Below are 24,158 nucleotides of genomic sequence, written 5' to 3' on the forward strand. Positions count from 1 at the left end.
CCCACCAGCCCCATGGCACGCCGCCAAACCACGCCCCCGGCAGGGGAAGCCCAGGATTATCACGAGAACATCGTCGACATCGATGTCACCTCCGAGATGGAAGGGTCCTTCCTGGAGTACGCCTACTCGGTGATCTACTCCCGGGCGCTTCCGGACGCCCGCGACGGCCTGAAGCCGGTGCAGCGGCGCATCCTCTACATGATGAGCGAGATGGGCCTGCGCCCGGACCGCGGCCACGTCAAGAGCGCCCGCGTGGTGGGCGAGGTGATGGGCAAGCTGCACCCGCACGGCGACACCGCCATCTACGACGCGATGGTCCGCATGGCGCAGGACTTCTCGCTGCGGCTGCCCCTGATCGACGGGCACGGCAACTTCGGTTCTCTCGACGATGGTCCGGCCGCGCCCCGGTACACGGAGGCCCGGCTCGCGGCGGCGGCGCTGACCCTGACCGACCACCTGGACGAGGACGTCGTCGACTTCGTCCCGAACTACGACAACCAGCTCACCCAGCCGGACGTGCTGCCGGCGGCGTTCCCGAACCTGCTGGTCAACGGCGCCACCGGCATCGCCGTCGGCATGGCCACCAACATGGCCCCGCACAACCTCGGCGAGGTCATCGCGGCGGCGCGGCACCTGATCGCCCACCCGGACGCCACGCTGGAGGACGTGATGAAGTTCGTCCCCGGCCCGGACCTGCCCACGGGCGGCCGGATCGTGGGCCTGGACGGCATCCGGGACGCCTACGCCACCGGCCGCGGCTCATTCAAGACCCGGGCGAAGGTCGACGTCGAGCAGCTCTCGGCCCGCCGCACGGGCCTGGTGGTCACCGAACTGCCGTACATGGTGGGCCCGGAAAAGGTGATCGAGAAGATTAAGGACGCCGTCAACGGCAAGAAACTCTCGGGCATCAGCGACATCGTGGACCTCACCGACCGCAAGCACGGGCTGCGCCTGGTGATCGAGCTGAAGAACGGCTTCAACCCCAACGCCGTGCTGCAGCAGCTGTACCGCTACACGCCGATGGAGGACTCCTTCGGCATCAACAACGTCACCCTGGTGGACGGCCAGCCGCAGACCCTGGGCCTGCTTGAACTGCTCAGCGTCTACGTCACCCACCGCATCACCGTGGTCCGGCGGCGCACCGCGTTCCGGCTGGCGAAGAAGCAGGACCGGCTGCACCTGGTGGAGGGCCTGCTGATCGCGATCGTCGACATCGACGAGGTCATCCAGATCATCCGCTCCTCGGACGAGGCGGCCGCGGCCCGGACCCGGCTGATGTCCATCTACGACCTCTCCGAGATCCAGGCCAACTACATCCTGGAGCTGCGGCTGCGGCAGCTGACCAAGTACTCCCGGATCGAACTGGAGAAGGAACAGGACGAGCTGCGGCGCGAGATCGCCGAGCTGCAGGCCATCCTGGACTCCCCCGAGCTGCTGCGCGGCCTGGTCTCCGACGAGCTCGGCGGGATCGCGGAGAAGTACGGCACGCCGCGCCGGACGGTGCTGCTCGAATCCGAGGCCGTCTCCCCCACCCTGGCCGCCGCGGCCGCCGCCCCGGTCAAGGGCAAGGCCGCGCCGCTGGCCCTGGAGATCGCGGACGACCCGTGCTGGGCCATCCTCACCGCCTCCGGCCAGATCGCCCGGACCGCCAACCAGGACAGCCTGGCGGAGGCCGGACCGCGGGCCAAGCACGATGTCTTCCGCTCCGTGGTGAAGACCTCGGCCCGCGGTGAGATCGCCGCCATTACCTCGCAGGGCCGGATGCTGCGGCTGCAGGTGGTGGACATGCCAGTGCTGCCGCCCACCAACGGCACCCCGAACATGGCCGGCGGCGTCCCCGCCAAGGACTTCATCACCCTGCTCAAGGGCGAGACGCTGGTGGCCTTCGCGCCGCTGGACCGGGTCCTGGCCATCGGCACCGCGCAGGGCGTGGTCAAGCGCGTCCAGCCGGACTACCCCCTGAACCGCGAGGACTGGGAGGTCATCGCGCTCAAGGACAAGGACACCGTGGTGGGCGTTGAGGCGGCCGACGGCGACGACGTCGACCTGGTCTTCATCACCCGGCAGGCCCAGTTGCTCCGCTTCGGCGCCTCCGCGGTCCGTCCGCAGGGCCGGACCGCCGGCGGCATGGCCGGGATCAAGCTGGCCGCCGGGGACCGGGTGCTGCACTTCGGCACCGCCCGCGCCGATGACGAGGCCGCCGTCGTCGTCACCATCGCCGGAACCGAGGGGGCCCTGCCGGGTACCGCCCCGGGCGCCGCGAAGGTGACAGCACTCTCCGAATACCCTTCCAAGGGCCGCGGCACCGGCGGGGTCCGGGCGCACCGGTTCCTGAAGGGCGAGGACACGCTCCTCCTGGCCTGGGCCGGGCACGGCCCGGCCAAGGCCTCCTCGCTGGCCGGCGTGGCGCGCTCCCTCCCGGTGGAGCACGGCCGCCGGGACGGTTCGGGCATCCCGCTCTCCCAGGCCGTCGACGCCATCGGGCCGAGCATGGCCGGGGCCGAGGCTCCTTCCGGCGCCGCCCCGGCGCCCGCGGAGGGCTGACCCTCCCGGTCGCGGGAGTGGCTCTGAGCCACCTGGAGGACGGGCCGAGTCCCCTAGACTGCTGGCATGCCTATCGTCCCGGACGCAAAAGACTGGACCTGGGTGCTCGGCACCCCTTGCCCCGAGTGCGGTTTCCACGCCTCCGCCTGGACCCCGGCCACGGCGCCGGACCACATTACGGCCATGTTGCCCCGCTGGCAGGCCGTCCTCCGGCGACCGGACGTGGCCGTGCGGCCGGATAATGACACCTGGTCGCCGCTGGAGTACGCCTGCCACGTCCGCGACGTCTTTGCGCTCTTCAACCAGCGCCTCCACCTCATGCTCAGCCAGGACGACGCCCGCTTCGAGGACTGGGACCAGGACCGGACCGCGATCGAGATGGATTACGCCGGAGCCCACCCGGCCACGGTGAGCGACGAGCTGACGGCCCGCGGCCAAGAGATCGCGGCGTCCTTCGCCCGCGTCCCGGAGAGCGACTGGGGCCGGAAGGGCACCCGCAGCAACGGCTCGGAGTTCACCGTGCTGACCTTTTCGCAGTACTTCCTGCACGACGTCGTCCATCATCTCCACGACGTGGCCGGCTAGCGCGGCCTGACCGCCCGGCGTTCAGGCCGGGATGTCCCGGCGGCGGAAACCGACGACGGCGGCCCCGGCCAGGACCGCAATGGTCGCCACCGAGACCAGCACCGAGTCCCAGGCGATGCCTGTGCGGAGCGGGTCGTGGTCGATGTACTGGTAGAACGGCGAGAGTTTCTGCAGCCGGTCGAAGACGTCCACCAGCGGGGCCAGCGCGTTCACGATGTAGGCCAGGACCGCCAGGGCGGCGGGGATGCCGCGGCTCAGCCCGGTCCGGCCGGTGGCGGCCGAGAGCGCCAGCGCGAGGGTGCCGAAGACGACGCCGAGCAGGGCCAGGTGCAGCATGGTGGCCGCCACCTTGTCCGCGGGCAGGTCCAGCTCAACCAGCCGGCCCTCGAGCACCAGCGCGGCTCCGGTCACGACCGCCAGCAGGAAGGTGCCCGCCGCCATCGCGAGGAACTTCTCCAGCACCACGCGCCAGCGGCCCACCGGGTTGGACAGCAGCAGGTCCATGGTGTGCCGGTCCTCCTCGCCGCCGATCGCGCCGGCGCCGGTCCCGACGGCGTAAATCAGGACGGCGATCGGCCCCATGAAGGACAGCAGCTCGATCTGGATGTAGCCGGTGGGCGTGGACATGTCCGCGCCGGTGGTGGCGAACATGGAGCGGAAGGCCTCGGGCATTTGGTCGATGAAGTCGCTCATGGACGGCTGGCCCCGGATCGAGGGCCAGACGGCGGCGTACATCGCCACAATCAGGGCCAGCGACACGGACCAGGCGGCGAGGCCCCGCGCCTGGTCGCGGAGGGTCTTCAGCAGCACGTTAGGACGCACGGGAGTCCTCCCCGTCGTCGCCGGCCCCGACGGGTTCCCCTGTGCCTGCGCCGGCCGCTGCCCTGGTGCCGGTGCCGGTCCCGTTTCCGCCGTTGCCGTAGTAGGTCAGGAAGGTCTCCTCCAGGGGCGCCTCGGCGCACTCGAAATCCTCCACCCGGCGGGCGCTGATGCGCTTAAGCAGCGCGTCCAGGGCCGCCTGCGGTGCGTTGCAGCTCAGTGCCCGCTCCTCCACCACGATGTCCCGCACGCCGGGCAGCCCGGCGAAGTCGGCGGCGGAGACGTCGTCGCCGAAGCGGGCCCGCACCCGGTGCAGGGAGCGGGCCGCGAGATCCTGCAGGCGTTCGACGGCCACCAGGCGCCCGGCCCGGACGACGCCGATCCGGTCCGCGACCCGTTCCACCTCGCCGAGGACATGTGAGGAGAATAGGGCGGAGCCGCCCTCGGCCGTGTGTTCGCGCAGGATCTCGTGGAAGACCTGCTGGACGAGCGGGTCGATGCCGCTGGTGGGTTCGTCCAGGATCAGCAGCCGCGGCCGGGACATGACGGCGAGCACCACCGCCAGTTTCTGCCGGTTGCCGCGGGAAAGCGTGCGGGCCGGTTTACCGAGATCCAGCCCCAGGCGGGCCGCCAGCTTAGCGGCCCGCCCGGCGTCGTCCCGGTGACGCAGCCGGGCGCAGTAAGCAACGTGCTGGTGGCCGGTGAGCCGGTCATAGAGCGCCGGTTCGCCGGGGACGTAACCCACCCTCCGGTGTGCCTCCACCGGCTGGCGCCAGGCGTCCAGGCCCAACACGCGCGCGGTCCCGGCCGTGGGGCGCAGCAGCCCCATCAGCAACCGGATGGTGGTGGTCTTGCCGGCGCCGTTGGGTCCCAGGTAGCCGAAGACCTCGCCGGGTTCGATGCCGAAGCTGACGCCCTCCAGCGCCGTGTTCCGGCCGAATCTCTTCGTGAGGCCGTCCAGCCGGACCAGGGCTTCCGCGCACATGCGACGAGTGTCTCCGGCGTTCCCCGTCCCGGCCAGAGTCCTAGGACCCGCCGGCAGGGCTCACATGCCGGAGTTGAGGTTCAGGATGTTCCCCTCGCTGTCCAGGAACCAGGCCGCGGAGTTGCCGTCCGGCAGGGTCGCGATGCCGTTCTCGGTTTTCAGGCCCGGGAAGTCGTAGTCCTCGAAGACCACGCCCTTTCCGCGCAGTTCCTCGACGGCGGCCGGCAGGTCCGGCACCATCCAGCCCATCTGCGTGTTCTTCGCAGTCCCGGCGTTCGGCGTGAGGTACAGCATGAATCTGCTCCCGGAGCCGCAGGTGTACTGCAGGTTGTCCTGGGCATCCTGGTTGTCAGGTTCGAGTCCGAGTTTGTCGCGGTAGAAAGCGCGGGCGCGGGCGATATCCGCGGCCGGCAACACGGCGCCGACCGGCTGGTCTTTGAGCATGGTCATATCCCTTTCCAGGCCCTTCCCCCACTTAGGATTTTACGCCTCCGCGGGGCTCAGAGCTCCTTGTCCCAGGCCATGCTGCGGTTGACGGCCCGGTAGCCCAGGGCGGTGTAGAGCGCCAGGGCGCCGGTGGGGTTTTCGGAGTCGACGTCGAGAGAGGCCTTGTCCATGCCCGCCGCGGCGAAGCGGCGCATCGCCTCGGCCAGCAGCGCCCGGGCGATGCCCCGGCCGCGGTAGTCCCGGCGGACCCCGAGCAGGTCCGTGTACCCCTCGGTGAAGCCGCGTTCGACGGCGATGTCCGGGTCGTGGCTGGCCAGCTGGTAGCCGGCGACCCGGCCGTTGTCGGCGTCCAGGACCACGCAGCTCAGGTCCGGCCGGGCCAACGGGTCGTTCACGACAAAGCCCCAGGCCTCCTCGTCGCGCGGTTCGCTGCCCCAGTGGTCGCGGAAGGCGTCGTTGTGGGCCTGCCGCACCTCCTCGTGCAGCGCGGGACCGAAGTCGGCCAGCTCGAGCCCGCCGCCGAGGCGGTAAGCGGGCAGTGGGTCCGTCAGGGGGCGGTGCATCTCGTTGTAGTAGCGGACCACCCGATAGCCGTGCCGTTCGAAGAGCCGGGCCTCTCGGGCATGTGCTTCCTCGGAGTGGAGGCGGAGCCTGGGGGTTGCCGGTTCCACGTTTGCTTCGGCGTCGTCGGCAAAGCGCCGCCGGGTCCGCTCCTCCAGCCAGGCCAGGACGCCGCCGCCCACCCCGCTGCCCTGCCAATCGGGATCCACGCAGCCGAACCCGACGGCCTTCCCGCCGTCGGTGTTCTTCGTCAGCCGGCCGTAGGCGCGCGCGGTTCCCTGCCCGTCGAAACCAAGGATGGTGTTCGCGGCGGCCGGGTTCTGCCGGGAGGACAGGATCTGCGCCAGGTCCTCGCGGCGTTCGTACCAGACGGGGTGTTCGACGGCGGCGGTCCGGGCGATCAGCGCCGCCCAGGCGTCCAAGTCGCCGGGCCCCGCGGGGCGCCAGGACAGCCGGCCATCCAGAGCCTGGCGGGCGTCAACGGCGTCAATGTCGTCATGGCTCATCATGGGGTCAGGCTATCCGACCCCTCGGGTCCGCTCCAGCAGTGGGCGGCTCCCGGCTCCCTCCCAGGGTACTGGTCATAGAGTAAGTAGCCTGACGATCTACGCGGCGCCAGGCCGTGGGAGCTGTGGCCGGGTGTTCCTCCGGCCGGGATGGGAGCACGTGATGGAGTCGTTGCCGCTGTGGGCCTTGGCCTTGATCTTCGCCGGGGCCGCCGCCGTGATTTGGGTGGCCGGCATCCAGTTGTCCAAACAGACGGATGTGCTCGATGCCCGCTTTCGGCTGGGCTCGGCCCTGGGCGGGTTGATCCTGTTGGCGCTGGCCACGAACCTGCCGGAGATCGCCATTACCGTCAGCGCCGCCCTGGCCGGGAATGTGGGCGTGGCGGTCGGCAACATCCTCGGTGGCATCGCCATCCAGACGGTGGTCCTGGTCGTCCTCGACGTCGTCGGAACCAAGGGCGGCAAGCCGCTGAGTTACCGCGCGGCGTCGCTGACCCTGGTCATCGAGGCCATCACGGTGGTGGGTGTGCTGGGCGTGGTCATCGCCGGGAGCCAGATGCCTCCGGGGCTGGTCCTGTTCCGGCTCACCCCGGCCGCGGTGCTGATCGCCGTGATCTGGCTGCTGGGCCTGCTCCTGGTGCAGCGGTCGCAGAAGTCGCTGCCCTGGCACGCCCAGGGTCAGGCCCCCGATGGGCAGTCCGCGCCCAAGGGCCACGCGAAGGCCTCGGCGCAGAATTCGTCGCAGACGTCGGGACGGTCCGACGCCGGGTCGTCCCGGAATAAGACCGGCACCGGCAAGGCGCTGGGGATCTTCCTGGTCGCGGCGGCTGCCACGCTGGGATCCGGCGTGCTGCTGGAGCGCAGCGGGGACGCGATCGCCGGCCAGATCGGACTGTCCGGCGTCCTCTTCGGCGCGACGTTCCTGGCCCTGGCCACCTCCCTGCCGGAAATCTCCACCGGCCTGGCCTCGGTCCGGCAGGGTGACTTCCAACTGGCGGTCAGCGACATCTTCGGCGGCAACGCCTTCCTGCCGGTGCTGTTCCTAGTGGCCGTCCTGATCTCGGGTACGCCGGTCCTCCCCCAGGCCCACGCCTCGGATATCTATCTGACGGCGCTGGCCATCCTGCTGACGCTGGTCTACATGCTGGGGCTGCTGTTCCGCCCGGCGCGCCGGGTGCTGGGCATGGGTGTGGACTCGCTGGTGGTCCTGGTGCTGTACTTGGCCGGCGTGGCAGGGCTCTTCGCGGTCGCCTCCTCGGGCTGAGCACCTGGCCCGGCCCGGTGACGGGCGTCAGGCCCCGCCGGAGACGGGCGTCAGGCCCGGCCGCTCACTCCGGCCGGTTCCCGCACAGCGGCGTTGTCGTCCAGGTCCAGCCTTGCGTCGGCGGGGTCGACGTCGTCCGGGTTGTGGGTGACCAGGACGACCGTCCGCTCCGCCAGCCCGCGCCGCAGTTCGGCCAGCAGGGCGCGGCCGGCCTCCGCGTCCAGGTGGGCGGTGGGCTCGTCGAGCAGGATGATGTCCGCCCCGGTCAGCAGGGTGCGGGCCACGGCCAGGCGCTGGCGTTCGCCGCCGCTGAGGAAGGCCCCGCCGGGGCCCACGGGAGTGTCCAGTCCATGCTCCATGCGGGCCAGCAGCGGCGTCAGGCCCACGGCGGCCACCGCGCTCATCAGCCGGCGCTCAACGTCCGCGCTGTCCGACGCTCCGTCAGGTGCACCCTCGGCCGCGCCGTCGCCGGGGCGGGTTCCCCCGGGCAATCCCAACATGAGGTTGCCGCGGATGGTCGAGTCGAACAGGTGGGCCTCCTGCGGGCACCAGGCGGCGCGGCCGGTCAGCCTCAGTTCGCCGCCGGCGGCCGGGAGGAACCCCAGCAGGACGGCCAACAGCGTGGACTTCCCGGAGCCGGATCCGCCCGTGACGGCGAGCCAGCGGCCGGGTTCCGCCGTCGCGGACAGGCCTTCGAACACCGCCGGACCGCCCGGCCAGGCCGCGGCCAGGTCCACGGCGGCCAGGCCGGGACGGTCGTCCTGCCGCGGCGCCAGCGCCATCAGGCCGACGTCGGAACCGCCGGCGCCGGACGTGCCCCGGGCCGCTTCCAGGACGCCCGACTCCCCGATCCGCCGCAGCACGGTGCGAAGCGCGGGGTACTGCCGGACCGCCGTCGTCATCGCCGCATAGGGTTCGATCAGCGCCAGTTGGAGCAGCACCACCACCGCCACCACGGCCGGCTGCGCGGACCCGGCGAGGGCCTGCGGGGCGGCGAGCACGGCGCAGCCCAGCGCGGCGGATCCGCCGGCCAGGACCGTCAGGGCGTGTCCCAGCCCCTCGGCAACGGCGGAGCGCCGGACCGCATCCGTGGCTGCCCGGTCATCGCGCCGGATGGCGTCCAGCACGGGACCGCCGACGCCGTTGGCCTGGAGTTCGGCGCGCGCGTCCAGGGCGGCGGCCACCCGGCGCAGCACGTCCGAGCGCAGGCGCTGCTCGGCGCTGGCGGACCTGCGGTCGGCGTAAAGGGCCAGCGCCGGTGCGGCCACCAGGCTGGCAACGGCGGCGGCGGCCACCGCCGGGAGTACCTCCGGCAGCAGGAGCCCCACCCCGGTGAGGGCTGCGGCTGCGACGGCGACGGCGGTCAGCGGCGGCAGCACCACTCTCGGCAGCAGATCCCGGACGGTGTCGACGTCGTCGACGACGGCACCCAGGACGTTGCCACCCTGCAGCAGGCGGCGCAGTGACAGGGCCCGGCGGCTGAGCGACTCCCACAGCTCGCCCCGGAGCCGGGTCAGGGCGGTGAAGACGGCGTCGTGGAGCAGCAGCCGTTCGGCGTAGCGCAGCGCGGCCCGGCCCACGCCGAAGAAGCGCACCCCCACGATGGCGGTCAACAGGTAGAGGATGGGAGGCTGCTCGCTGGCGCGGATGATGAGCCAGCCGGAGAGGCCGGCGAGGGCGACGGCGAACAGCGCGGCCAGCACGCCCACGACGCCGGCGGCGGTGAAGCGTCCGGCCACCGGTGCCAGCAACCTCCCCAGCCGTGCGACGGCGCCGGGGGTCCCTTCGGAGGCCGAGGGGGCGTTCGTTTGACCCGCGCGGTCGGAATTCAGGCCATCGGAGAATTCCGGGCGGCCCGTGGCGGCCAGGTCGGCGCGCGCTGCGAGGCGGTTCGCAGGAGGTGTGCTGGCTACGGCCACGCTGGATACGGCTACGGTTGAAGGGACAGCCAGTGCGGGGCCCGCCGATGCCGCTTCGGCACCGCCGCCGGCCGTACCGCCGTCGGAAGCGGGAGCGCCGATCCGCACCACGGTATCCGCCAGTTCGCGGGTCTGCCGGTCGTGGGCCACCAGCAGCACGGTAGCCCGGCCGCGCAACCCGGTGAGGGCGGCGCTGACGGCGTCGGCGGAAGTCCGATCCAGGTGCGCTGTGGGTTCATCCAGCAGCAGGACGGTGGCGCCGGCGTCGATCCGTGCGAGGCCGCGGGCAACGGCCACCCGGCGCAACTCGCCGGGACTCAGCTCAGCGGGGTGCTTCGCGGCCAGGTGTTCCGCCGCACAGGCGGCAAGGCAGCGCCGCGCCCCGGCCTTAGCCTCGGCCTCGCGGGACGCGTCGTCCGGGGCCGTGTCCTCGCCGCTCAGGTACAGCAGCACCTCGTCCAGGACCGTAGTGGCCACCATGACCGGGTGCTGCGGCACCCACGCCACGTCGGCGGCCGCATACCCGGACACGCGGCCTTCCAGGATCGTCCCGGCATCGGCGCCGATGGTGCCCGCCAGCACGCCCAGGATGGTGCTCTTGCCGGCGCCGCTGGGACCATCGAGGGCCGTGATGCGTCCCGCGGGCGCGGTGAAGTCCAGCGGCCCGACAGCGTCGCCGTCCCGGCCCGGGTAGCGCACCCGCAGCCCGCTGACGGTGACAACAGGCGGCACAACCGCAGCGCGCTCCGGAGTATCGGCCGCCGGCAACAGCGGCTCCGGCCGGGGGGCATCCAGCACCTCGGTGGTGTCGGCGAGCGCGGCACGGCCCTCGTCGCTGGCGTGGTGCGCGGTGCCGAGTTCGCGCAGCGGAAGGTAGCAGTCGGGAGCGAGGATCAGGGCCAGCAGGCCGGCCTCGAGGCCCATCTCCCCGTGGACCAGGCGGACGCCGATGAACACCGCTACGACGGCCACGGACAGGGTGGCGATGAGTTCCAGCGCCAAGGCGGAGAGGAACGCGGTGCGCAGGGTACCCATGGTCCGGGTCCGGTATTCCTCGGAGATGTCCTCCAGGGCCTTGCGCTGGGCACTGGCCCGGCCCAGGCCCACCAGCACGGGCAGGCCCTTGGCCAGTTCCAGCATGTGGCCGGAGAGCCGGGCCAGCGTGGACTGTGCCTCCCGGACCCGCTCCTCCGTATACCGGCCGATCAGGATCATGAACAGCGGCACCAGGGGCACGGTCAGGACGATCACCACGGCGCTGACCCAGTCGGCGAAGAGGATCCGGGCGCCCAGCAGCAGCGGGATGGCCGCGCAGTTGACCAGCGCCGGCAGGAACTGCGTGTAGTAGTTATCCAGCGCGTCCAGTCCGCGCGTGGCGAGCACCGCCAGTCCGCCGTCGGACGGCCCGGCGGCGCGGGTGCCCGTCTGCAGGGCCCGTTCCAGAAGCTGCGAGCGCAGCTCCTCCTTGACCCCCAGCGCGGCACGGCGCGCGGCGACGGCCTGTCCCCACGTGGCGAGTGCCCTCAGCACCACGCCGGCCAGGCCCCAGCCCAGCTGTTCGGCCCACGCCTCCTGGTGGCCGGCCAGTCCCGTCAGCATGCCTGCGACCGCCTGGCCCATCAGCACAAGGGACAGGGCCTTCAGGGCGGCGAGGAGCCCCAGCAGGTAGAGCGCGGAGCGGGTGGCAGGGCCGGAGGGGAACTGCGGTCTCATCGGCGCCTAGTCCTTGGGCGCCAGGGCCCGGGAGGCGATGGCGGGCAGGAAGCTGTGCGCCTCCGGGATGTGGGCGCTGCTGACCCGGCGCCGGAACACCCAGTAGGTCCAGGCCTGGTAGGCGAGCACCAGCGGCAGGCCGATGCAGGCGACGATCGTCATCAGGCCCAGCGTGTAATCCGAGGAGGAGGCGTTGGAGATGGTCAGGTTGAAGGCCGGATCCAGGGTGGAGGGCAGCACCACCGGGAACGCGGCACCGAACACCGAGGCAGTGCCGAGGACCAGGAACACGCCCAGGGAGAGGAATGCCTTGCCCTCGGCGCCGCCGCGGGCGAAGTTCCAGGCTGCGGCGGCCGCGACGACGGCGGCCACCACGGCGGCGATGGTCCAGGCCTTGCCGCCCTGGAACTGCATGACGACCGCCCAGCCGGCGATGGGCAGGAGGAGCACCGGCAGCAGCCGGACGAACCACTGCCGCGCCCGGTGCCGGACCTCGCCGTCGGTCTTCAACGCCAGGAACGCCAGCGCGTGGACCAGGGAGAAGCCGACGACGGCGAGCCCGCCGAGCACGGCGTTGGCGTTGAACCAGGCGAAGGGGCCGCCCACGCGGTCACCGTTGGCGTTCACCGGCAGGCCGGTGGTGGTCAGGCCCAGGGCGGCGCCGACGCCGAAGGCAGCCACCAGGGAGCCGAGGGCGATCGCCCAGTCCCAGCGGGCGCGCCACTGCGGGGTGTCCACCTTGCCGCGGTACTCGAAGGCCACGGCCCGGAAGATCAGCGCCACCAGCACCAGCAGCAGCGGCAGGTAAAGGGCGGAGAAGAGCGAGGCGTACCAAAGCGGGAAGGCCGCGAAGGTGGCCCCGCCCGCGGTCAGCAGCCAGACCTCGTTGCCGTCCCACACAGGTCCGATGGTGTTCAGCAGCACGCGGCGCTCGGTGTTGTTCCGGGCGAAGAGCTTCATCAGCATGCCGACGCCCAGGTCGAAGCCTTCGAGGAAGAGGTAGCCGGTCCACAGCACCGCAATGGCGATGAACCAGATCGTGGGGAGCAGTTCCATGCTGGGTGTCCTCTGTCAGTGTCGGGTCAGTACGTGGTGGGCGGGGCGTTCAGTAGGCGAAGGCCAGGACGTCGTCGGCTCCCGGCGTTCCGGGGGTGCCGCCCGGGGGCGTCTTGTCCTCGTTCTCGTCCGCCGGGACGTGCGCGAGTTCCGGCATGGCGGAGACCACGCCGCCGCGGACGTACTTGACCAGCAGCTTCACCTCCACCACCAGCAGGAGGGCGTAGACGGCGGTCAGGACCACCAGCGATGTGATCAGTTCCCCGGCGGACACCCCCGGGGAGACGGCGGCGGCGGTGAACATGAAGACCTGGTCGATGCCGCTGGCGTCCGGGTTGGGGGCGACGACGAAGGGCTGGCGCCCCATCTCGGTGAAGATCCAGCCGGCGGCGTTGGCGCCGAAGGGGGCGAGGATACCGAAGACGGCCAGGCGCATCAGGCCGCGGGAGGCCGGGACGGTGCCCTTGCGGGTGGCCCAGAGCGCGGCGGCGGCAGCGGCAGCGGCGAGGCCGCCGAAGCCGATCATCATCCGGAAGCCCCAATAGGTGACCTCCATGACGGGGACGTACTGGATTTCCTTGCCGGCGCGGTCGCCGTATATGGGGCTGTCCGGCAGGTGGGTGCCGTAGTCGGCCTTGTACTGTTCCAGCAGGCTGTTGACGCCCTTGACCTCGGTGCTGAAGTCGCCCTTGGCCAGGAAGGAGAGCAGGCCCGGCACCTCGATGACGGCGACGACGTCGTCGCAGTTCTTGGAGCCGACGTTGCCGACGCTGAGGATGGAGAAGCCGGTCCCGTCGTGGCAGGCGGCCTCCGCGGCGGCCATCTTCATGGGCTGCTGGACGAACATCAGCTTGCCCTGCAGGTCGCCGGTGACGGCTGTACCGGCGAAGGAGATCATGGCGACGACGGCGCCGATCCGCAGCGAGCGGATCCAGACGGCGTGGTCGGCACGGTCGCGGCCCGGGACGGAGGACTCGCCGGGGATGACCCTGCCGTCGGTCCCGATAGTGTCGATCCCGTCATACCGGCGACGCCACAGGTGGTACCAGGCGATGCCGAGCAGGAACGCGCCGGCGACGGCGAGGGCACCGAAGAGCGTGTGGGGCACGGCCACGAGGGCGGTGTTGTTGGTGAACACGGCCCACGCGTCGGTCATGACGGGGCGGCCGTTGATCATCTCGACGCCCACCGGGTGCTGCATCCAGCTGTTGGCCACGATGATGAAGTAGGCCGAGAGCGCGGAGCCGATGACGGCGATCCAGAGGCAGGCCAGGTGGACGCCGCGCTTGAGCTGCTTCCAGCCGAAGATCCAGAGGCCCAGGAAGGTGGATTCGACGAAGAACGCCAGCAGCGCCTCGAGGGCCAGCGGGGCGCCGAAGACGTCCCCGACAAAGCGGCTGTACTCGCTCCAGGCCATGCCGAACTGGAATTCCTGCACGATGCCGGTGGCGACGCCCATGATGAAGTTGATCAGGAACAGCTTGCCCCAGAACTTGGTCATGCGGAGGTATTCGGGCTTGCCGGTGCGGTACCAGAGGGTCTGGATCACCGCCACCACCAGGCCCAGTCCGATCGTCAGCGGCACCATCATGAAGTGATAGACGGTGGTGATCCCGAATTGCCAGCGTGCAATTTCCAAGGCGTCCATGGCAGTCCCTTTGGCTAGGTTCCCGAGAGTTTTCTACAGTTCGTAGAATTGCTACTTCTACAGAGTGTAGAACATTGGCCGGACCGTACGCACCCAGCGTGGCACGGCTCACCCCGGGCCGCAACGGATCGCCACCGGGGTCCGCCCGGGGCCCCGGTGACACGCCAGGGGCCCTGTTCTACTGCATGTAGAAAGTCAAGCGAAAAAACGGTAAATTGAAAGCTGTAGTAATTAACGACCTCCCGCGGCAGCCGCCGGCGGGGAGGCATCTTAGAAGGACACAGGCAATGGCAAGTCTTGGGGAACTGGAACGGGCAGTCATGGACCTGCTCTGGGCGGGACAGGAGGCCGCGACGGCCAACACCCTGCGCGACCTGCTGGCCACAAGCACCCGCACCCCCGGCGGTACCGAGGGCCACGAGGGCAAGGACCTGGCCGTCACCACGGTCCTGACCGTCCTCTCCCGGCTGGAGCGCAAGGGCCTGGTGGAGCGTGAACGCGGCACCCGTCCGCACCGCTACCAGGCCGTGTCCAGCCGCGCGGACCACACCGCCGAACTGATGCACGAGGTCCTCGGCTCCGCCCCGGACCGTGAGGCCGTTCTGGCCCGCTTCATCGGCTCCGTCTCCCCCACCGAGGCCGAGACCCTGCGCAAACTGCTGGACCACAGCTAACAGCGGTGTTCTGGACCTCATATTTTCTGGCGGTCCTGGCGATAGCGCTGGCCTGGCCGGTGCCTATCCTCCTGTCGCGCGCCCAGTGGCCGGCCCGCTCCCCGTCGACGGCGATGCTGCTCTGGCAGGCGATCGCCCTCGCCGGTGGCCTGTCGATGATTGGCGCGATGCTGGTCTACGGGCTGGAACCCATCGGGGACAACCTGATTGCCGGCCTGCGCGGCCTCGCCGGCATGGTCTTCCGTAACGAACCCACCACCGAATTGGGCTTCTGGCACATCTTCGCACTGTCCGCGGCCGCGCTGCTGAGCGCGCACCTGGTTTTCACGTTGCTGCTGACGTACTACAAGATCCAGCGGCAGCGGCGGCGGCACCGTGAGCTCCTGGCCCTGCTGGCCTCCCCGTCGGCTGAGGCCGCCCGGACCATGGTGATCAGCCACGACTCCCCGGTGGCCTACTGCCTGCCCGGCGGCGCCCGCTCCGTGACTGTCCTCTCCGACGGCCTGATGGCGGCGCTGGAACCCGGCGAGCTGCGGGCGGTCCTCAGTCACGAGAACGCCCACCTCAGCCAGCGGCACCACCTGCTCCTCTGGGCGTTCGCGGCCTGGCGTCAGGCCCTGCCCTGGCTGCCGACCACGCGGCTGGCCCAGGAGGCGGTCAACTCACTGATCGAGATGCTGGCCGACGACGTCGCGCTCAAGACCGAGAGCAAGGCCACGCTGATCAAGGCGATCGCCATCGTGGCCAGCGGCTCGGCCACGGGCACCGGACCCGGCGCGGCACCGGCGGCGCGGATGGCCTTCGGCAGTTCCGAGGCGGACAGCGCCCAGCCCGGGGCCACCGGCGGGGCGGGTGCCATGGTGACGACGGCGACCCGGGTCAGCCGGCTGCTCTCGCCCCAGCCACCGCTGCCGCAGGCGCTGCGCTACGCCGTGCTGGCCGCCTGCATCCTGCTGCTCGCGGCGCCGACGGCGCTGCTGATTGTGCCAGGCCTGCTCGGCTGAGCTGATGCGGGCGGCGCCTTCGACCCTTGCGCCTTAGGCGTCGATGCGTTCCCGGTCCAGGCTGGCGGCGCCGGCGATGATGAAGTCCTTGCGCGGGGCGACGTCGGAGCCCATCAGCAGGTCGAAGATCTCCTCGGCCTGGCGGGCGTTCTCCACCCGGACCTTCCGCAGCGTGCGGTGCCGCGGATCCATGGTCGTCTCCGCGAGCTGCTCGGCGTCCATCTCGCCCAGGCCCTTGTAGCGCTGGATGGGTTCCTTGTAGCGCTTGCCCTCCTTTGCGAGCCGGCCCAGCAGCTGGTGCAGCTCGGCCTCCGAGTAGGTGTAGATCATCTCGTTGGCCTTCTGGCCGGCATTGATGACCTCCACCCGGTGCAGCGGCGGGACGGCGGCGAAGACGCGGCCCTCGTCGATCATGGGCCGCATGTAGCGGAAGAACAGCGTCAGCAGCAGCGTGCGGATGTGGGCGCCGTCGACGTCGGCGTCGGTCATCAGAATGACCTTGCCGTACCGCGCGGCCGAGATATCGAAGCTGCGGCCGGAGCCGGCGCCCACCACCTGGATCAGCGCGGCGCATTCGGCGTTGGAGAGCATGTCCCCCACCGACGCCTTCTGGACGTTGAGGATCTTGCCGCGGATCGGCAGCAGCGCCTGGAAGTCCGAGGAGCGGGCCAGTTTGGCGGTGCCGAGCGCGGAGTCGCCCTCGACAATGAACAGTTCGGAGCGTTCGACGTCGTCCGTGCGGCAGTCCGCGAGCTTGGTCGGCATCGAGGAGGTTTCCAGGGCGTTCTTGCGCCGCTGGGTTTCCTTGTGGACGCGGGCCGAGATGCGGGACTTCATCTCGCTGACGACCTTTTCCAGCAGCAGCGCCGACTGGGCTTTGTCGTTGCGGTTGGCGGAGGTGAGCTTGGCGTTGATTTCCCGCTCCACCACCTTCGCGACGATCGCCCGGACCGCGGAGGTGCCGAGGATTTCCTTGGTCTGGCCCTCGAACTGCGGTTCGGCCAGGCGGACGGTGAGCACGGCGGTGAGCCCGGCGAAGATGTCGTCCTTCTCCAGCTTGTCGTTGCCGGCCTTGAGCTTCCGGGCGTTGGCCTCGACGGCCTTACGGAAGGTCTTCACCAGGGCCTGCTCGAAGCCGGACTGGTGGGTGCCGCCCTTCGGGGTGGAGATGATGTTGACGAAGCTGCGGACCGTGCTGTCGTAGCCGATGCCCCAGCGCAGGGCCACATCAACTTCGCAGTCGCGTTCGACCTCGGCGAGCTGGCTGTGGCCGCGCTCGTCCAGAACGGGGACGGTCTCCTTGAACTTGCCGGCGCCGTGCAGCCGCCAGACGTCGGTGACGGCCGGGTCGGCGGCGAGGAATTCGACGAATTCGGAGATGCCGCCGTCGTGGTGGAAGACCTCCTCGTGCGGGCCGGCCTCCCCGGGCGTGCCCGGAACCTTCCGCTCGTCGCGCACGGTGAGTTTGAGGCCGGGCACCAGGAAGGAGGTCTGCCGGGCGCGGGCGGCGAGGTCCTCGTAGGAGAACTTGGCGTCCGGGGTGAAGATCTGCCGGTCCGCCCAGTAGCGGATGCGGGTGCCGGTGACGCCGCGCTTGGCCTTGCCGACGACGTCGAGCACGGAGCCGTCGACGAAGGGCTCGAAGACGGCGGCCGGGTCGGGGCGGGTGCCGGGGTCCTTGAAGCGGCCCGGTTCGCCGCGGCGGAAGGACATCTTGTAGGTCTTGCCGCCGCGGTCCACCTCGACGTCCAGGCGGGAAGAGAGGGCGTTGACCACGGAGGCGCCGACGCCGTGCAGGCCGCCGGAGGCGGTGTAGGAGCCGCCGCCGAACTTGCCGCCGGCGTGCAGCTTGGTGAAGACGACCTCGACGCCGGTGAGGCCGGTCTTGGGTTCGACGTCGATCGGGATGCCGCGGCCGTCGTCGTGGATCTCCACCGAGTTGTCCGCGTGCAGGATGATCTTGATGTCGTGGCCGAAGCCGGCCAGGGCCTCGTCGACGGAGTTGTCGATGATCTCCCAAAGGCAGTGCATCAGGCCCCGCGAGTCCGTGGATCCGATGTACATGCCGGGGCGTTTGCGGACGGCCTCCAGGCCCTCCAGCACGGAAAGGTGCCGGGCGGTGTAATCAGAACTTGGTGCCACGGGTGGGGAACTCCTTCGGTGAAACGCGAAAAATACGCTCTTCCTAGCGTAGTCGGCCGCGGGCCGCTCTTTTGGTTGCCACTCCCCGCCGGAATGTGGCCCGGCGCACGCCGTTACGGGGACGTGATACGCGCACAGCGAAAGTGGCCCATCCGTGCCATGGATTGGGAGCGAATGCTGGTTATATAGACGTATCGATCTACTAAGGAGGCCGAACATGACCACAGCAGTTGCGGACCGCACACTCACTACCGCTGACCGGTGTGACCGTTGCGGAGCTCAGGCATATGTCCGCGTTGTCCTCGGAGCCTCCGGCGGTGAGCTTCTCTTCTGCGCCCACCACGCACGCGCCGTTGAACCGAACCTTCGCCCGCTCAGCTCCGACTGGCACGACGAGTCGGGCCGCCTCAACGAAAAAGAACCGGTTCCGGTCGATTAAGACCTCCACTGCGAAGGGCCCCTCCACTGCGGAGGGGCCCTTCGTCGTTTAAGGTGCGGTCGTTTAAGGTGCCGTAGTTTGTGCCGGCGTTCACGTGCCGGCGTTCGACATGCCGGCGTTCACATGCCGGCGCGGCGGGACGACCGCTGCCACGGTGCGCCCGGCACCAACGAGAGCGGGGCCGCGTCCTGCCCGGCCCCTGGTGGGCCCGGGAGGGACGCGGCCCCGCTGTGGCGTGCCGGCAGTGCCGGCGGTGATGCCGGGACTTAGTCCAGGTAGTCCCGGAGGACCTGCGACCGCGACGGGTGGCGCAGCTTGGACATGGTCTTGGATTCGATCTGGCGGATGCGTTCGCGGGTCACGCCGTAGACCTTGCCGATTTCGTCTAAAGTCTTCGGCTGGCCGTCGGTCAGGCCGAAGCGCATGGCGACGACGCCGGCCTCGCGCTCCGAGAGGGTGTCGAGCACCGAGTGCAGCTGTTCCTGCAGCAGGGTGAAGCTCACCGCATCGGCGGGGACGACGGCCTCGGAGTCCTCGATCAGGTCGCCGAACTCGGAGTCGCCGTCCTCACCCAGCGGGGTGTGCAGCGAGATGGGTTCGCGGCCGTACTTCTGGACCTCGACGACCTTTTCCGGCGTCATGTCCAGCTCGAGGGCCAGCTCTTCCGGCGTGGGTTCGCGGCCCAGGTCCTGGAGCATCTGGCGCTGGACGCGGGCGAGCTTGTTGATGACCTCGACCATGTGCACCGGGATTCGGATGGTGCGGGCCTGGTCCGCCATGGCGCGGGTGATGGCCTGGCGGATCCACCAGGTGGCGTAGGTGGAGAACTTGAAGCCCTTGGTGTAGTCGAACTTCTCGACAGCGCGGATCAGGCCCAGGTTGCCTTCCTGGATCAGGTCCAGGAACAGCATGCCGCGGCCGGTGTAGCGCTTGGCCAGGGAGACCACGAGACGGAGGTTGGCCTCCAGCAGGTGGTTCTTGGCGCGCTTGCCGTCGTGGATGATGTATTCGAGTTCGCGCTTGAGCTTCGGATCCATGGATCCGTCGTCCGCGGCGAGCTTCTCCTCGGCGAACAGGCCGGCCTCGATGCGGAGCGCGAGGTCGACTTCCTGCTCGGCGTTCAGCAGGGCGACCTTACCGATCTGCTTGAGGTAGTCCTTGACGGGGTCGGCGGTGGCGCCGGCGGACATGACCTGCTGGACCGGGGCGTCGTCGTCGTCCGCGTCGGAGTAGACGAAGCCGGATCCGGTAGGGGCTGCGGCGGTCTTGCCGGCCGCCTCCTCGCCCTCCTCGGTCAGTTCGGTGGCGTCGGGCGTGACGTCGTCGAGGTCCTCGTCGACCTCAACTTCGTCAATATCCTCGTCCTGGGACTTGTTGGCGGCCTCGGCGGCGGCCTTCGCGCCGGGCTTAGGGCCGCGCTTCTTGGGCGCAGGCTTGGCGTCGGCGGCGGAGTCGTCGCCCGCGGCGGCGGCCGCATCCTTGGCAGCCTTGTTCGCTGCACGGGTGGCGGCGCGCTTGGCATTCGCCGCCGCCTTCTTCTCCTCGGGGGACAAGACGGCCTGGTCGGCGGGGTCCTTCTTCTGGGAAGACGGGGTCACAGAAAACCTTTCTAGCGGTGGTCTGTGGAATCGCCATACGGGCAACACCACTATGACCCTGTCAAGTCCGTGTTTTCCATCAGGTGAAATCGGGACCAGCAGAGCCACTAGGTAGAACTGCCGGAGCGACCGTAATGTTCCCTGTTTCCAAGGTTCGCTACACACACCAGATACACGGACCCAACCGGGTCTCGACCTTCATTGTCTCATGCTTTTCCGAATCAGGGGCCCGTCCGGCGTCCGGGCTAGGCGGCGTCCGGGTCGAATTTCTGCCAGGCCGACTCCTTCCTGGCCGCCCAGCCGCAGAGGGTTCCGCGCCGGGCCAGCTCTCCCAGCAGCTCCGCGAGCCGGTACCCCGGGTACTCGGCGGCGGCCGCGCCGTAAAGTGCCGCGGCGTAGGAGCCGCGGCCCCGGCACCATTCGATCCAGCCGCGGCTGGTGAGGGCTGCGGCCCGGGACTCCCCGGCGCCGCAGGTGGAGAGAACATCCAGCACAGCGTCCAGTCGCGACAGCCGCCGCCAGTCCGGAGTGACGGGCTCCAGGCCGAGGAGGACCTCCCCATACCCCGGCGGGGGCGGAAGGGTCCGCGCGGCCGGTCCGGGGCTTCCCGCCGGGGCATTTGCGGGCCGGGTCATTCCGTCCGGCAGCAGGGGGTCGGCGCCCGGCCCGTCGTCCAGCAGGCCGAAGTCCTCCGCTCCGGCGACGGCCGGCCGCCGTCCGGCCGCGGCCAGGACCAGCACCGCATCCCGCCAGGACGCCACGCACAGGGTGGCCCGAAGGTAGCCGGCCAGATCATCCGGCATCCCGTCCGCAGTCCGGGCCGCAACACTGCTTGGCGCGAGATCCCGATCAGGTGTTGCCGGTGGCCCGTCGAGGACGCATTCCCAGACGTCGAGGACCGCATCGAACTGCCGCCGGTCCCGCCAGCGCGTGCCGAACCCGTCGAGGAAGCCCTGCTCAACCGCGAGCACTCTGGCCGGGTCCCGGCCCGGCCGGCTGTGATCCGCCGAACCGCCCATTCCCGCCGGCCCGGACAATCCGGGCGATCCGGCAGGACCGGCGGAGCCCGGCGCCGCACCCACCCGGCTGCCACGGAACACCATCTCGGCGCTGAGGACGCTGTCGCGGATCTCCTCGACGGGCCGGCCCGGTGGTGCGCAGCAGCCCGGGTCCGTGCAGTGGGCGTTCCGCCAGTACCGCTCCCCCACGATCCAGGCGTCCCGGACTGGCAGCCCGGCGGAGGCCAGCGCGGTCTCCAGTTCCCGCAGCAGCCGGTCCAGGGACTGCTGCGGCGGCGCCGGGTGCCTGACGGGGCGCGGTTCGGCGGCCTCGCCCTCCGCGGGCGGCGCGGTGAAGAGGGCCAGGAGAGAGCCGTCGGCGTCCCGGTCCGCCACAAGGTAGCCGGCGACAGACCCGGCGAAGGCGCGCAGGTGTGCCCTGTCGAATCGGCCGGGGCCGGGGAGGTCGACCCTGAGGGTGGCGCCGAGGCGCTTTCCCTGCATGGTCATCGCCACCACGCTGCTGGCCGGCCAGTAGCCCAGTGAGTGCGGGATGAAACCGAGGACGTCGGCGGGACCGGAAATTGTCAGGTGATCGGGAGCTGTCATGCCGTCAGCTTCGCCCCGGGCACCGCACGCGGTCAGCAGGTCGGCAACGCTATGTGGATAAGCAGCTGGAGCAGCGCCCGCGGAGCTAGCGGACGGTGCCGCCGTCGCGCCGTCGTTCGGCCACGACGCGCCGCTGCCGGGCGATCGCGTCCCGCAGCGGCGGGACCACCACGCCCTGTGCGGCCATCTGCCGGCGGACCTTGCGGCGGATGATGAGGATCGCCGTCGCGCCGCCGCCCAGCAGGATGAAATGCACGCAGAGCGCCACGCGGAAGGCGTCCAGGCTGTAGAGGCCGCCGGGCGAGAGCCCCGCCCCGTGCTGGAAGTCGAGGGCCAGCCCGATCAGGAAGATGGCCAGCAGCGCGGCGATGAAACCACCCACGTTCACGATGCCGGTGGCCGTCCCGATCCGGTGGGCCGGGTTAAAGGTACGGGCGAAGTCGAAGCCGATCATGGAGCCCGGGCCGCCGACGGCCAGCACCACCACCAGGACGGCCAGCAGCCACAGCGGCGACCGCCCGGGCTGCAGCAGGACCGCCGCCCACGCGGCGGCGGTGGCCCCGGAGATCAGCAGCACCATGGTGGAACGGCGCAGCGGGTGCCGCGCGACGAAGCTCCCCATCAACGGACCGGCCACGATCGCGGCGGCGACATAGAGGGCCATCAGCGCGGACACCGTCCCGGCGTTCAGCCCCTGCGCGGAAATCAGGAAGGGGTAGCCCCACGTCATCGCGAAGACGGTGCCGCTGAACTGCACGGTGAAGTGGCTCCAGAGGCCCAGCCGGGTTCCCGGCTGCCGCCAGGCGTCGCCGAGCGATACCCCCGTGGCGCGCAGCCCCTGGGCCGGGGCCGGTGCGGGGTGCCCGGGCGGCAGGTCCTGGAGCAGCACGACGGTCAGGACCAGGGCGAGCCCGGACATGCCGGCGAGGGTCAGGAAGGCGGGCGTCCAGCCGGCGGAATGCAGGATGAGGGCGAAGGGCACCACGGAAAAGAGCTGGCCGAGCTGGCCTGACATGCCGGTGAGCTGGGTCAGCAGCGGAACCCGGGAGGCGGCGAACCAAAGCGGGATGAGCCGGATCACGGAGACAAACGTCATCGCATCCCCCGCACCCACCAGGACGCGGCCCAGCACGCCGCCGGGGATGCTGTCGGCGAAGGCGAGCTGGAGCTGGCCCAGGCCCATCAGCAGGGCGCCGCCGGCGAGCATGGCCCGGGACCCGAAACGGTCCACCAGGATGCCCACAGGGATCTGCAACGCCGCATAGACCAGCAGCTGCAGGACGGTGAAGAAGGAGATCTCGGCCGCGCTGGCGTGGAAGCGGGCGGTGGCTTCGAGGCCGACGACCCCGAAGGAGGTGCGCTGGCTCACGGCAACCAGATAGGCGAAAACCCCGATGATCCAGATGAGCCAGGCACGGGGATACGTCACTCCCCCATTATGCCCCCGCGACGGATAAAGATTATTTATTCGCCGGGTTCTTTACGGGCCAGGTAGGCCTCTACGGCGGCGCCGAGGTCGTCCGCGTTGGGCAGCTGGTCGTTCTCGTCGGCAAGCAGCGAGCGGCGGACCGTACCCTCGGCCTTCTCGTCGTAGCGGGTCTCGAGCCGGGACACCACCTGCTGGACGTCTTCGGAGGCCTCGATCTGTTCGGCGATCTGGCGGCCGACCTCCCGGCCCGCCTCGCGGAGCCGGTCGGTGGGGAGCATCAGCGCGGTCGCGGCGCCGAGGTATTCCAGGCCGGCGACGGCGGCGTTCGGGTATTCGGCCTCGGCCAGGTAGTGCGGGACGTGGATGACGTAGCCGGCCACGTCCCGGTGGGCGGCTTCGAGGCGCAGCTCCAGGATGTGGCCGATGGCCGCGGGAACCTCAACGGTGGGCTTCCAGACGGAGATGCCCTCGATCAGGTCCGGGCGGTTGCCGTGGACCGTGACGCCGACCGGGCGGGTGTGCGGCACCGGCATGGGGATGGAGTGGATCCAGGCTGTGAGGTTGACGTCGAGTTCCTCCACGATGCCGACGACGGCGCGTGCGAACCGTTCCCACTGCAGGTCGGGCTCGAACCCGGCGAGGAGGAGGAAGGGTTTGCCCAGCCCGTCGCGCAGCCGGTACAGGGACAGCCGCGGAGCCTGGTAGTCCTGCAGGTGGTCCTCGACGAAGCTAATCTGCGGTCGGCGGGACCGGTAGTCCATCAGCTGGTCGGCGTCGAACTCCGCCACCAGCTCGGCGGCCAGGTTGTCGACCAGTTCCGTGGTGATCTGCCGGACCACGTGGCCGGCGTCGGCAAACCCGGTGAAGCCCATCAGCAGATCGAGGCCCCTCAGTTCGGGGCTGTGGAACAGCGCGTCGTCACGGACGTACAGCGTTGCCGGATCAAGCAGGGAACCTGTTATCCGTTCCATCACGTATTCCTTTCCTCCATGCGGCCCAAGCGGGGCCGTCTGCCGGGCCCAGCGGGCGCCCGGCGGGGCTGCGGTACCTTGGGCGGAGGGCCCGCGTCGCCGCGGCATTTGTCCTTTGTCAGGTCCAACGCCCCGGCCGCCGGGCTAATTCCTGCGCCCACTGTGGGCCACGTCTCAGAAAATGCGGTTCCGGCCGCTGCAAGAGACTACGATCGAAGCTGGCCTGAGGGCCGGCCCGGGTGATGCC

The 24,158-nt window shown here is 70.3% G+C and carries 18 protein-coding genes; 6 read left to right on the forward strand and 12 right to left on the reverse strand.

What is annotated here, in order from left to right; all coding sequences use genetic code 11:
• Positions 1-12: 12 nt before the first annotated feature.
• Together ACFUCU_RS12655 and ACFUCU_RS12660 are read left to right on the forward strand one after the other, a co-directional pair.
• Positions 13-2,544, forward strand: coding sequence for a DNA topoisomerase (ATP-hydrolyzing) subunit A (locus ACFUCU_RS12655; RefSeq protein WP_377972962.1), 2,532 nt, complete (start codon positions 13-15; stop codon positions 2,542-2,544).
• Positions 2,545-2,610: 66 nt separating this feature from the next.
• Positions 2,611-3,129, forward strand: coding sequence for a DinB family protein (locus ACFUCU_RS12660; RefSeq protein ID WP_377972963.1), 519 nt, complete (start codon positions 2,611-2,613; stop codon positions 3,127-3,129).
• A gap of 21 nt (positions 3,130-3,150) precedes the next feature.
• On the opposite strand, the gene ACFUCU_RS12665 is transcribed toward ACFUCU_RS12660, so the two are convergent.
• From ACFUCU_RS12665 to ACFUCU_RS12680, 4 genes are read right to left on the reverse strand one after another with little or no spacing between them, the layout of a single operon-like run.
• The gene (locus ACFUCU_RS12665; RefSeq protein WP_377972964.1) at positions 3,151-3,951 is read right to left on the reverse strand and encodes an ABC transporter permease subunit; all 801 of its coding nucleotides are present in this window, start codon (positions 3,949-3,951) and stop codon (positions 3,151-3,153) included.
• Positions 3,941-4,933, reverse strand: a complete 993-nt coding sequence (locus ACFUCU_RS12670; RefSeq protein WP_377972965.1) for an ABC transporter ATP-binding protein — start codon at positions 4,931-4,933, stop codon at positions 3,941-3,943. The genes ACFUCU_RS12665 and ACFUCU_RS12670 overlap by 11 nt, the downstream gene beginning before the upstream one ends.
• A gap of 60 nt (positions 4,934-4,993) precedes the next feature.
• Complete coding sequence (locus ACFUCU_RS12675) at positions 4,994-5,377, reverse strand: VOC family protein (protein ID WP_364137764.1); 384 nt, start codon at positions 5,375-5,377, stop codon at positions 4,994-4,996.
• A gap of 56 nt (positions 5,378-5,433) precedes the next feature.
• Positions 5,434-6,447 (reverse strand): GNAT family N-acetyltransferase, encoded by a 1,014-nt coding sequence (locus ACFUCU_RS12680; RefSeq protein ID WP_377973039.1) that lies wholly within the window; start codon positions 6,445-6,447, stop codon positions 5,434-5,436.
• Positions 6,448-6,610: 163 nt separating this feature from the next.
• Between ACFUCU_RS12680 and ACFUCU_RS12685 the strand changes: the two genes are divergently transcribed.
• Entirely contained in the window at positions 6,611-7,711 is a 1,101-nt protein-coding gene (locus tag ACFUCU_RS12685; RefSeq protein ID WP_377972966.1) for a sodium:calcium antiporter, read from the forward strand.
• 50 nt (positions 7,712-7,761) lie between these two features.
• On the opposite strand, the gene cydD is transcribed toward ACFUCU_RS12685, so the two are convergent.
• Genes cydD through ACFUCU_RS12700 form a run of 3 tightly spaced genes read right to left on the reverse strand, consistent with a single transcriptional unit; the run spans position 7,762 to position 14,047 of the window.
• On the reverse strand, positions 7,762-11,343 hold the full coding sequence (gene cydD, locus ACFUCU_RS12690) for a thiol reductant ABC exporter subunit CydD (protein ID WP_377972967.1): 3,582 nt from the start codon (positions 11,341-11,343) through the stop codon (positions 7,762-7,764).
• A 6-nt stretch (positions 11,344-11,349) separates the two neighbouring features.
• Positions 11,350-12,399, reverse strand: coding sequence for a cytochrome d ubiquinol oxidase subunit II (cydB, locus tag ACFUCU_RS12695; RefSeq protein WP_377972968.1), 1,050 nt, complete (start codon positions 12,397-12,399; stop codon positions 11,350-11,352).
• A gap of 49 nt (positions 12,400-12,448) precedes the next feature.
• On the reverse strand, positions 12,449-14,047 hold the full coding sequence (locus ACFUCU_RS12700; RefSeq protein ID WP_377972969.1) for a cytochrome ubiquinol oxidase subunit I: 1,599 nt from the start codon (positions 14,045-14,047) through the stop codon (positions 12,449-12,451).
• A gap of 287 nt (positions 14,048-14,334) precedes the next feature.
• Between ACFUCU_RS12700 and ACFUCU_RS12705 the strand changes: the two genes are divergently transcribed.
• Complete coding sequence (locus ACFUCU_RS12705; protein WP_364137776.1) at positions 14,335-14,721, forward strand: BlaI/MecI/CopY family transcriptional regulator; 387 nt, start codon at positions 14,335-14,337, stop codon at positions 14,719-14,721.
• A 5-nt stretch (positions 14,722-14,726) separates the two neighbouring features.
• The gene (locus ACFUCU_RS12710) at positions 14,727-15,725 is read left to right on the forward strand and encodes a M56 family metallopeptidase (RefSeq protein ID WP_377972970.1); all 999 of its coding nucleotides are present in this window, start codon (positions 14,727-14,729) and stop codon (positions 15,723-15,725) included.
• Positions 15,726-15,758: 33 nt separating this feature from the next.
• Here the strand turns inward: ACFUCU_RS12710 and ACFUCU_RS12715 are convergent, their stop codons facing one another.
• Positions 15,759-17,867 carry a type IIA DNA topoisomerase subunit B gene (locus ACFUCU_RS12715; RefSeq protein WP_377972971.1) on the reverse strand — a complete coding sequence of 703 codons (2,109 nt, stop codon included), beginning with the start codon at positions 17,865-17,867 and terminating at the stop codon, positions 15,759-15,761.
• A 217-nt stretch (positions 17,868-18,084) separates the two neighbouring features.
• Here ACFUCU_RS12715 and ACFUCU_RS12720 point away from each other — a divergent pair, with 217 nt between their 5' ends.
• Entirely contained in the window at positions 18,085-18,306 is a 222-nt protein-coding gene (locus ACFUCU_RS12720) for a hypothetical protein (protein ID WP_377972972.1), read from the forward strand.
• A gap of 266 nt (positions 18,307-18,572) precedes the next feature.
• Here the strand turns inward: ACFUCU_RS12720 and ACFUCU_RS12725 are convergent, their stop codons facing one another.
• From ACFUCU_RS12725 to ACFUCU_RS12740, 4 genes are all read right to left on the reverse strand, one after another.
• Complete coding sequence (locus ACFUCU_RS12725) at positions 18,573-19,904, reverse strand: RNA polymerase sigma factor (RefSeq protein ID WP_290258141.1); 1,332 nt, start codon at positions 19,902-19,904, stop codon at positions 18,573-18,575.
• 245 nt (positions 19,905-20,149) lie between these two features.
• Positions 20,150-21,511: a DUF4192 family protein gene (locus tag ACFUCU_RS12730; protein ID WP_377972973.1), complete on the reverse strand. Its 1,362-nt coding sequence runs from the start codon at positions 21,509-21,511 to the stop codon at positions 20,150-20,152.
• An 85-nt stretch (positions 21,512-21,596) separates the two neighbouring features.
• The gene (locus ACFUCU_RS12735) at positions 21,597-22,940 is read right to left on the reverse strand and encodes a nitrate/nitrite transporter (protein ID WP_377972974.1); all 1,344 of its coding nucleotides are present in this window, start codon (positions 22,938-22,940) and stop codon (positions 21,597-21,599) included.
• A gap of 35 nt (positions 22,941-22,975) precedes the next feature.
• Positions 22,976-23,914 carry a proteasome assembly chaperone family protein gene (locus ACFUCU_RS12740; protein ID WP_377972975.1) on the reverse strand — a complete coding sequence of 313 codons (939 nt, stop codon included), beginning with the start codon at positions 23,912-23,914 and terminating at the stop codon, positions 22,976-22,978.
• Positions 23,915-24,158: the final 244 nt, after the last annotated feature.

Origin of the sequence: Arthrobacter sp. NPDC057259 (assembly GCF_042668995.1) — a bacterium.
Classification (GTDB): Bacteria; Actinomycetota; Actinomycetes; order Actinomycetales; family Micrococcaceae; genus Arthrobacter.

What these genes read in the sequence shown, in the direction of transcription:
- ACFUCU_RS12655 (WP_377972962.1), top strand. Translation starts at nt 13, where the DNA reads ATGGCACGCCGCCAAACCACGCCCCCGGCAGGGGAAGCCCAGGATTAT.
- ACFUCU_RS12660 (WP_377972963.1), top strand. Translation starts at nt 2,611, where the DNA reads ATGCCTATCGTCCCGGACGCAAAAGACTGGACCTGGGTGCTCGGCACC.
- ACFUCU_RS12670 (WP_377972965.1), bottom strand. Translation starts at nt 4,933, where the DNA reads ATGTGCGCGGAAGCCCTGGTCCGGCTGGACGGCCTCACGAAGAGATTC.
- ACFUCU_RS12675 (WP_364137764.1), bottom strand. Translation starts at nt 5,377, where the DNA reads ATGCTCAAAGACCAGCCGGTCGGCGCCGTGTTGCCGGCCGCGGATATC.
- ACFUCU_RS12680 (WP_377973039.1), bottom strand. Translation starts at nt 6,447, where the DNA reads ATGAGCCATGACGACATTGACGCCGTTGACGCCCGCCAGGCTCTGGAT.
- ACFUCU_RS12685 (WP_377972966.1), top strand. Translation starts at nt 6,611, where the DNA reads ATGGAGTCGTTGCCGCTGTGGGCCTTGGCCTTGATCTTCGCCGGGGCC.
- cydD (WP_377972967.1), bottom strand. Translation starts at nt 11,343, where the DNA reads ATGAGACCGCAGTTCCCCTCCGGCCCTGCCACCCGCTCCGCGCTCTAC.
- cydB (WP_377972968.1), bottom strand. Translation starts at nt 12,399, where the DNA reads ATGGAACTGCTCCCCACGATCTGGTTCATCGCCATTGCGGTGCTGTGG.
- ACFUCU_RS12700 (WP_377972969.1), bottom strand. Translation starts at nt 14,047, where the DNA reads ATGGACGCCTTGGAAATTGCACGCTGGCAATTCGGGATCACCACCGTC.
- ACFUCU_RS12705 (WP_364137776.1), top strand. Translation starts at nt 14,335, where the DNA reads ATGGCAAGTCTTGGGGAACTGGAACGGGCAGTCATGGACCTGCTCTGG.
- ACFUCU_RS12720 (WP_377972972.1), top strand. Translation starts at nt 18,085, where the DNA reads ATGACCACAGCAGTTGCGGACCGCACACTCACTACCGCTGACCGGTGT.
- ACFUCU_RS12730 (WP_377972973.1), bottom strand. Translation starts at nt 21,511, where the DNA reads ATGACAGCTCCCGATCACCTGACAATTTCCGGTCCCGCCGACGTCCTC.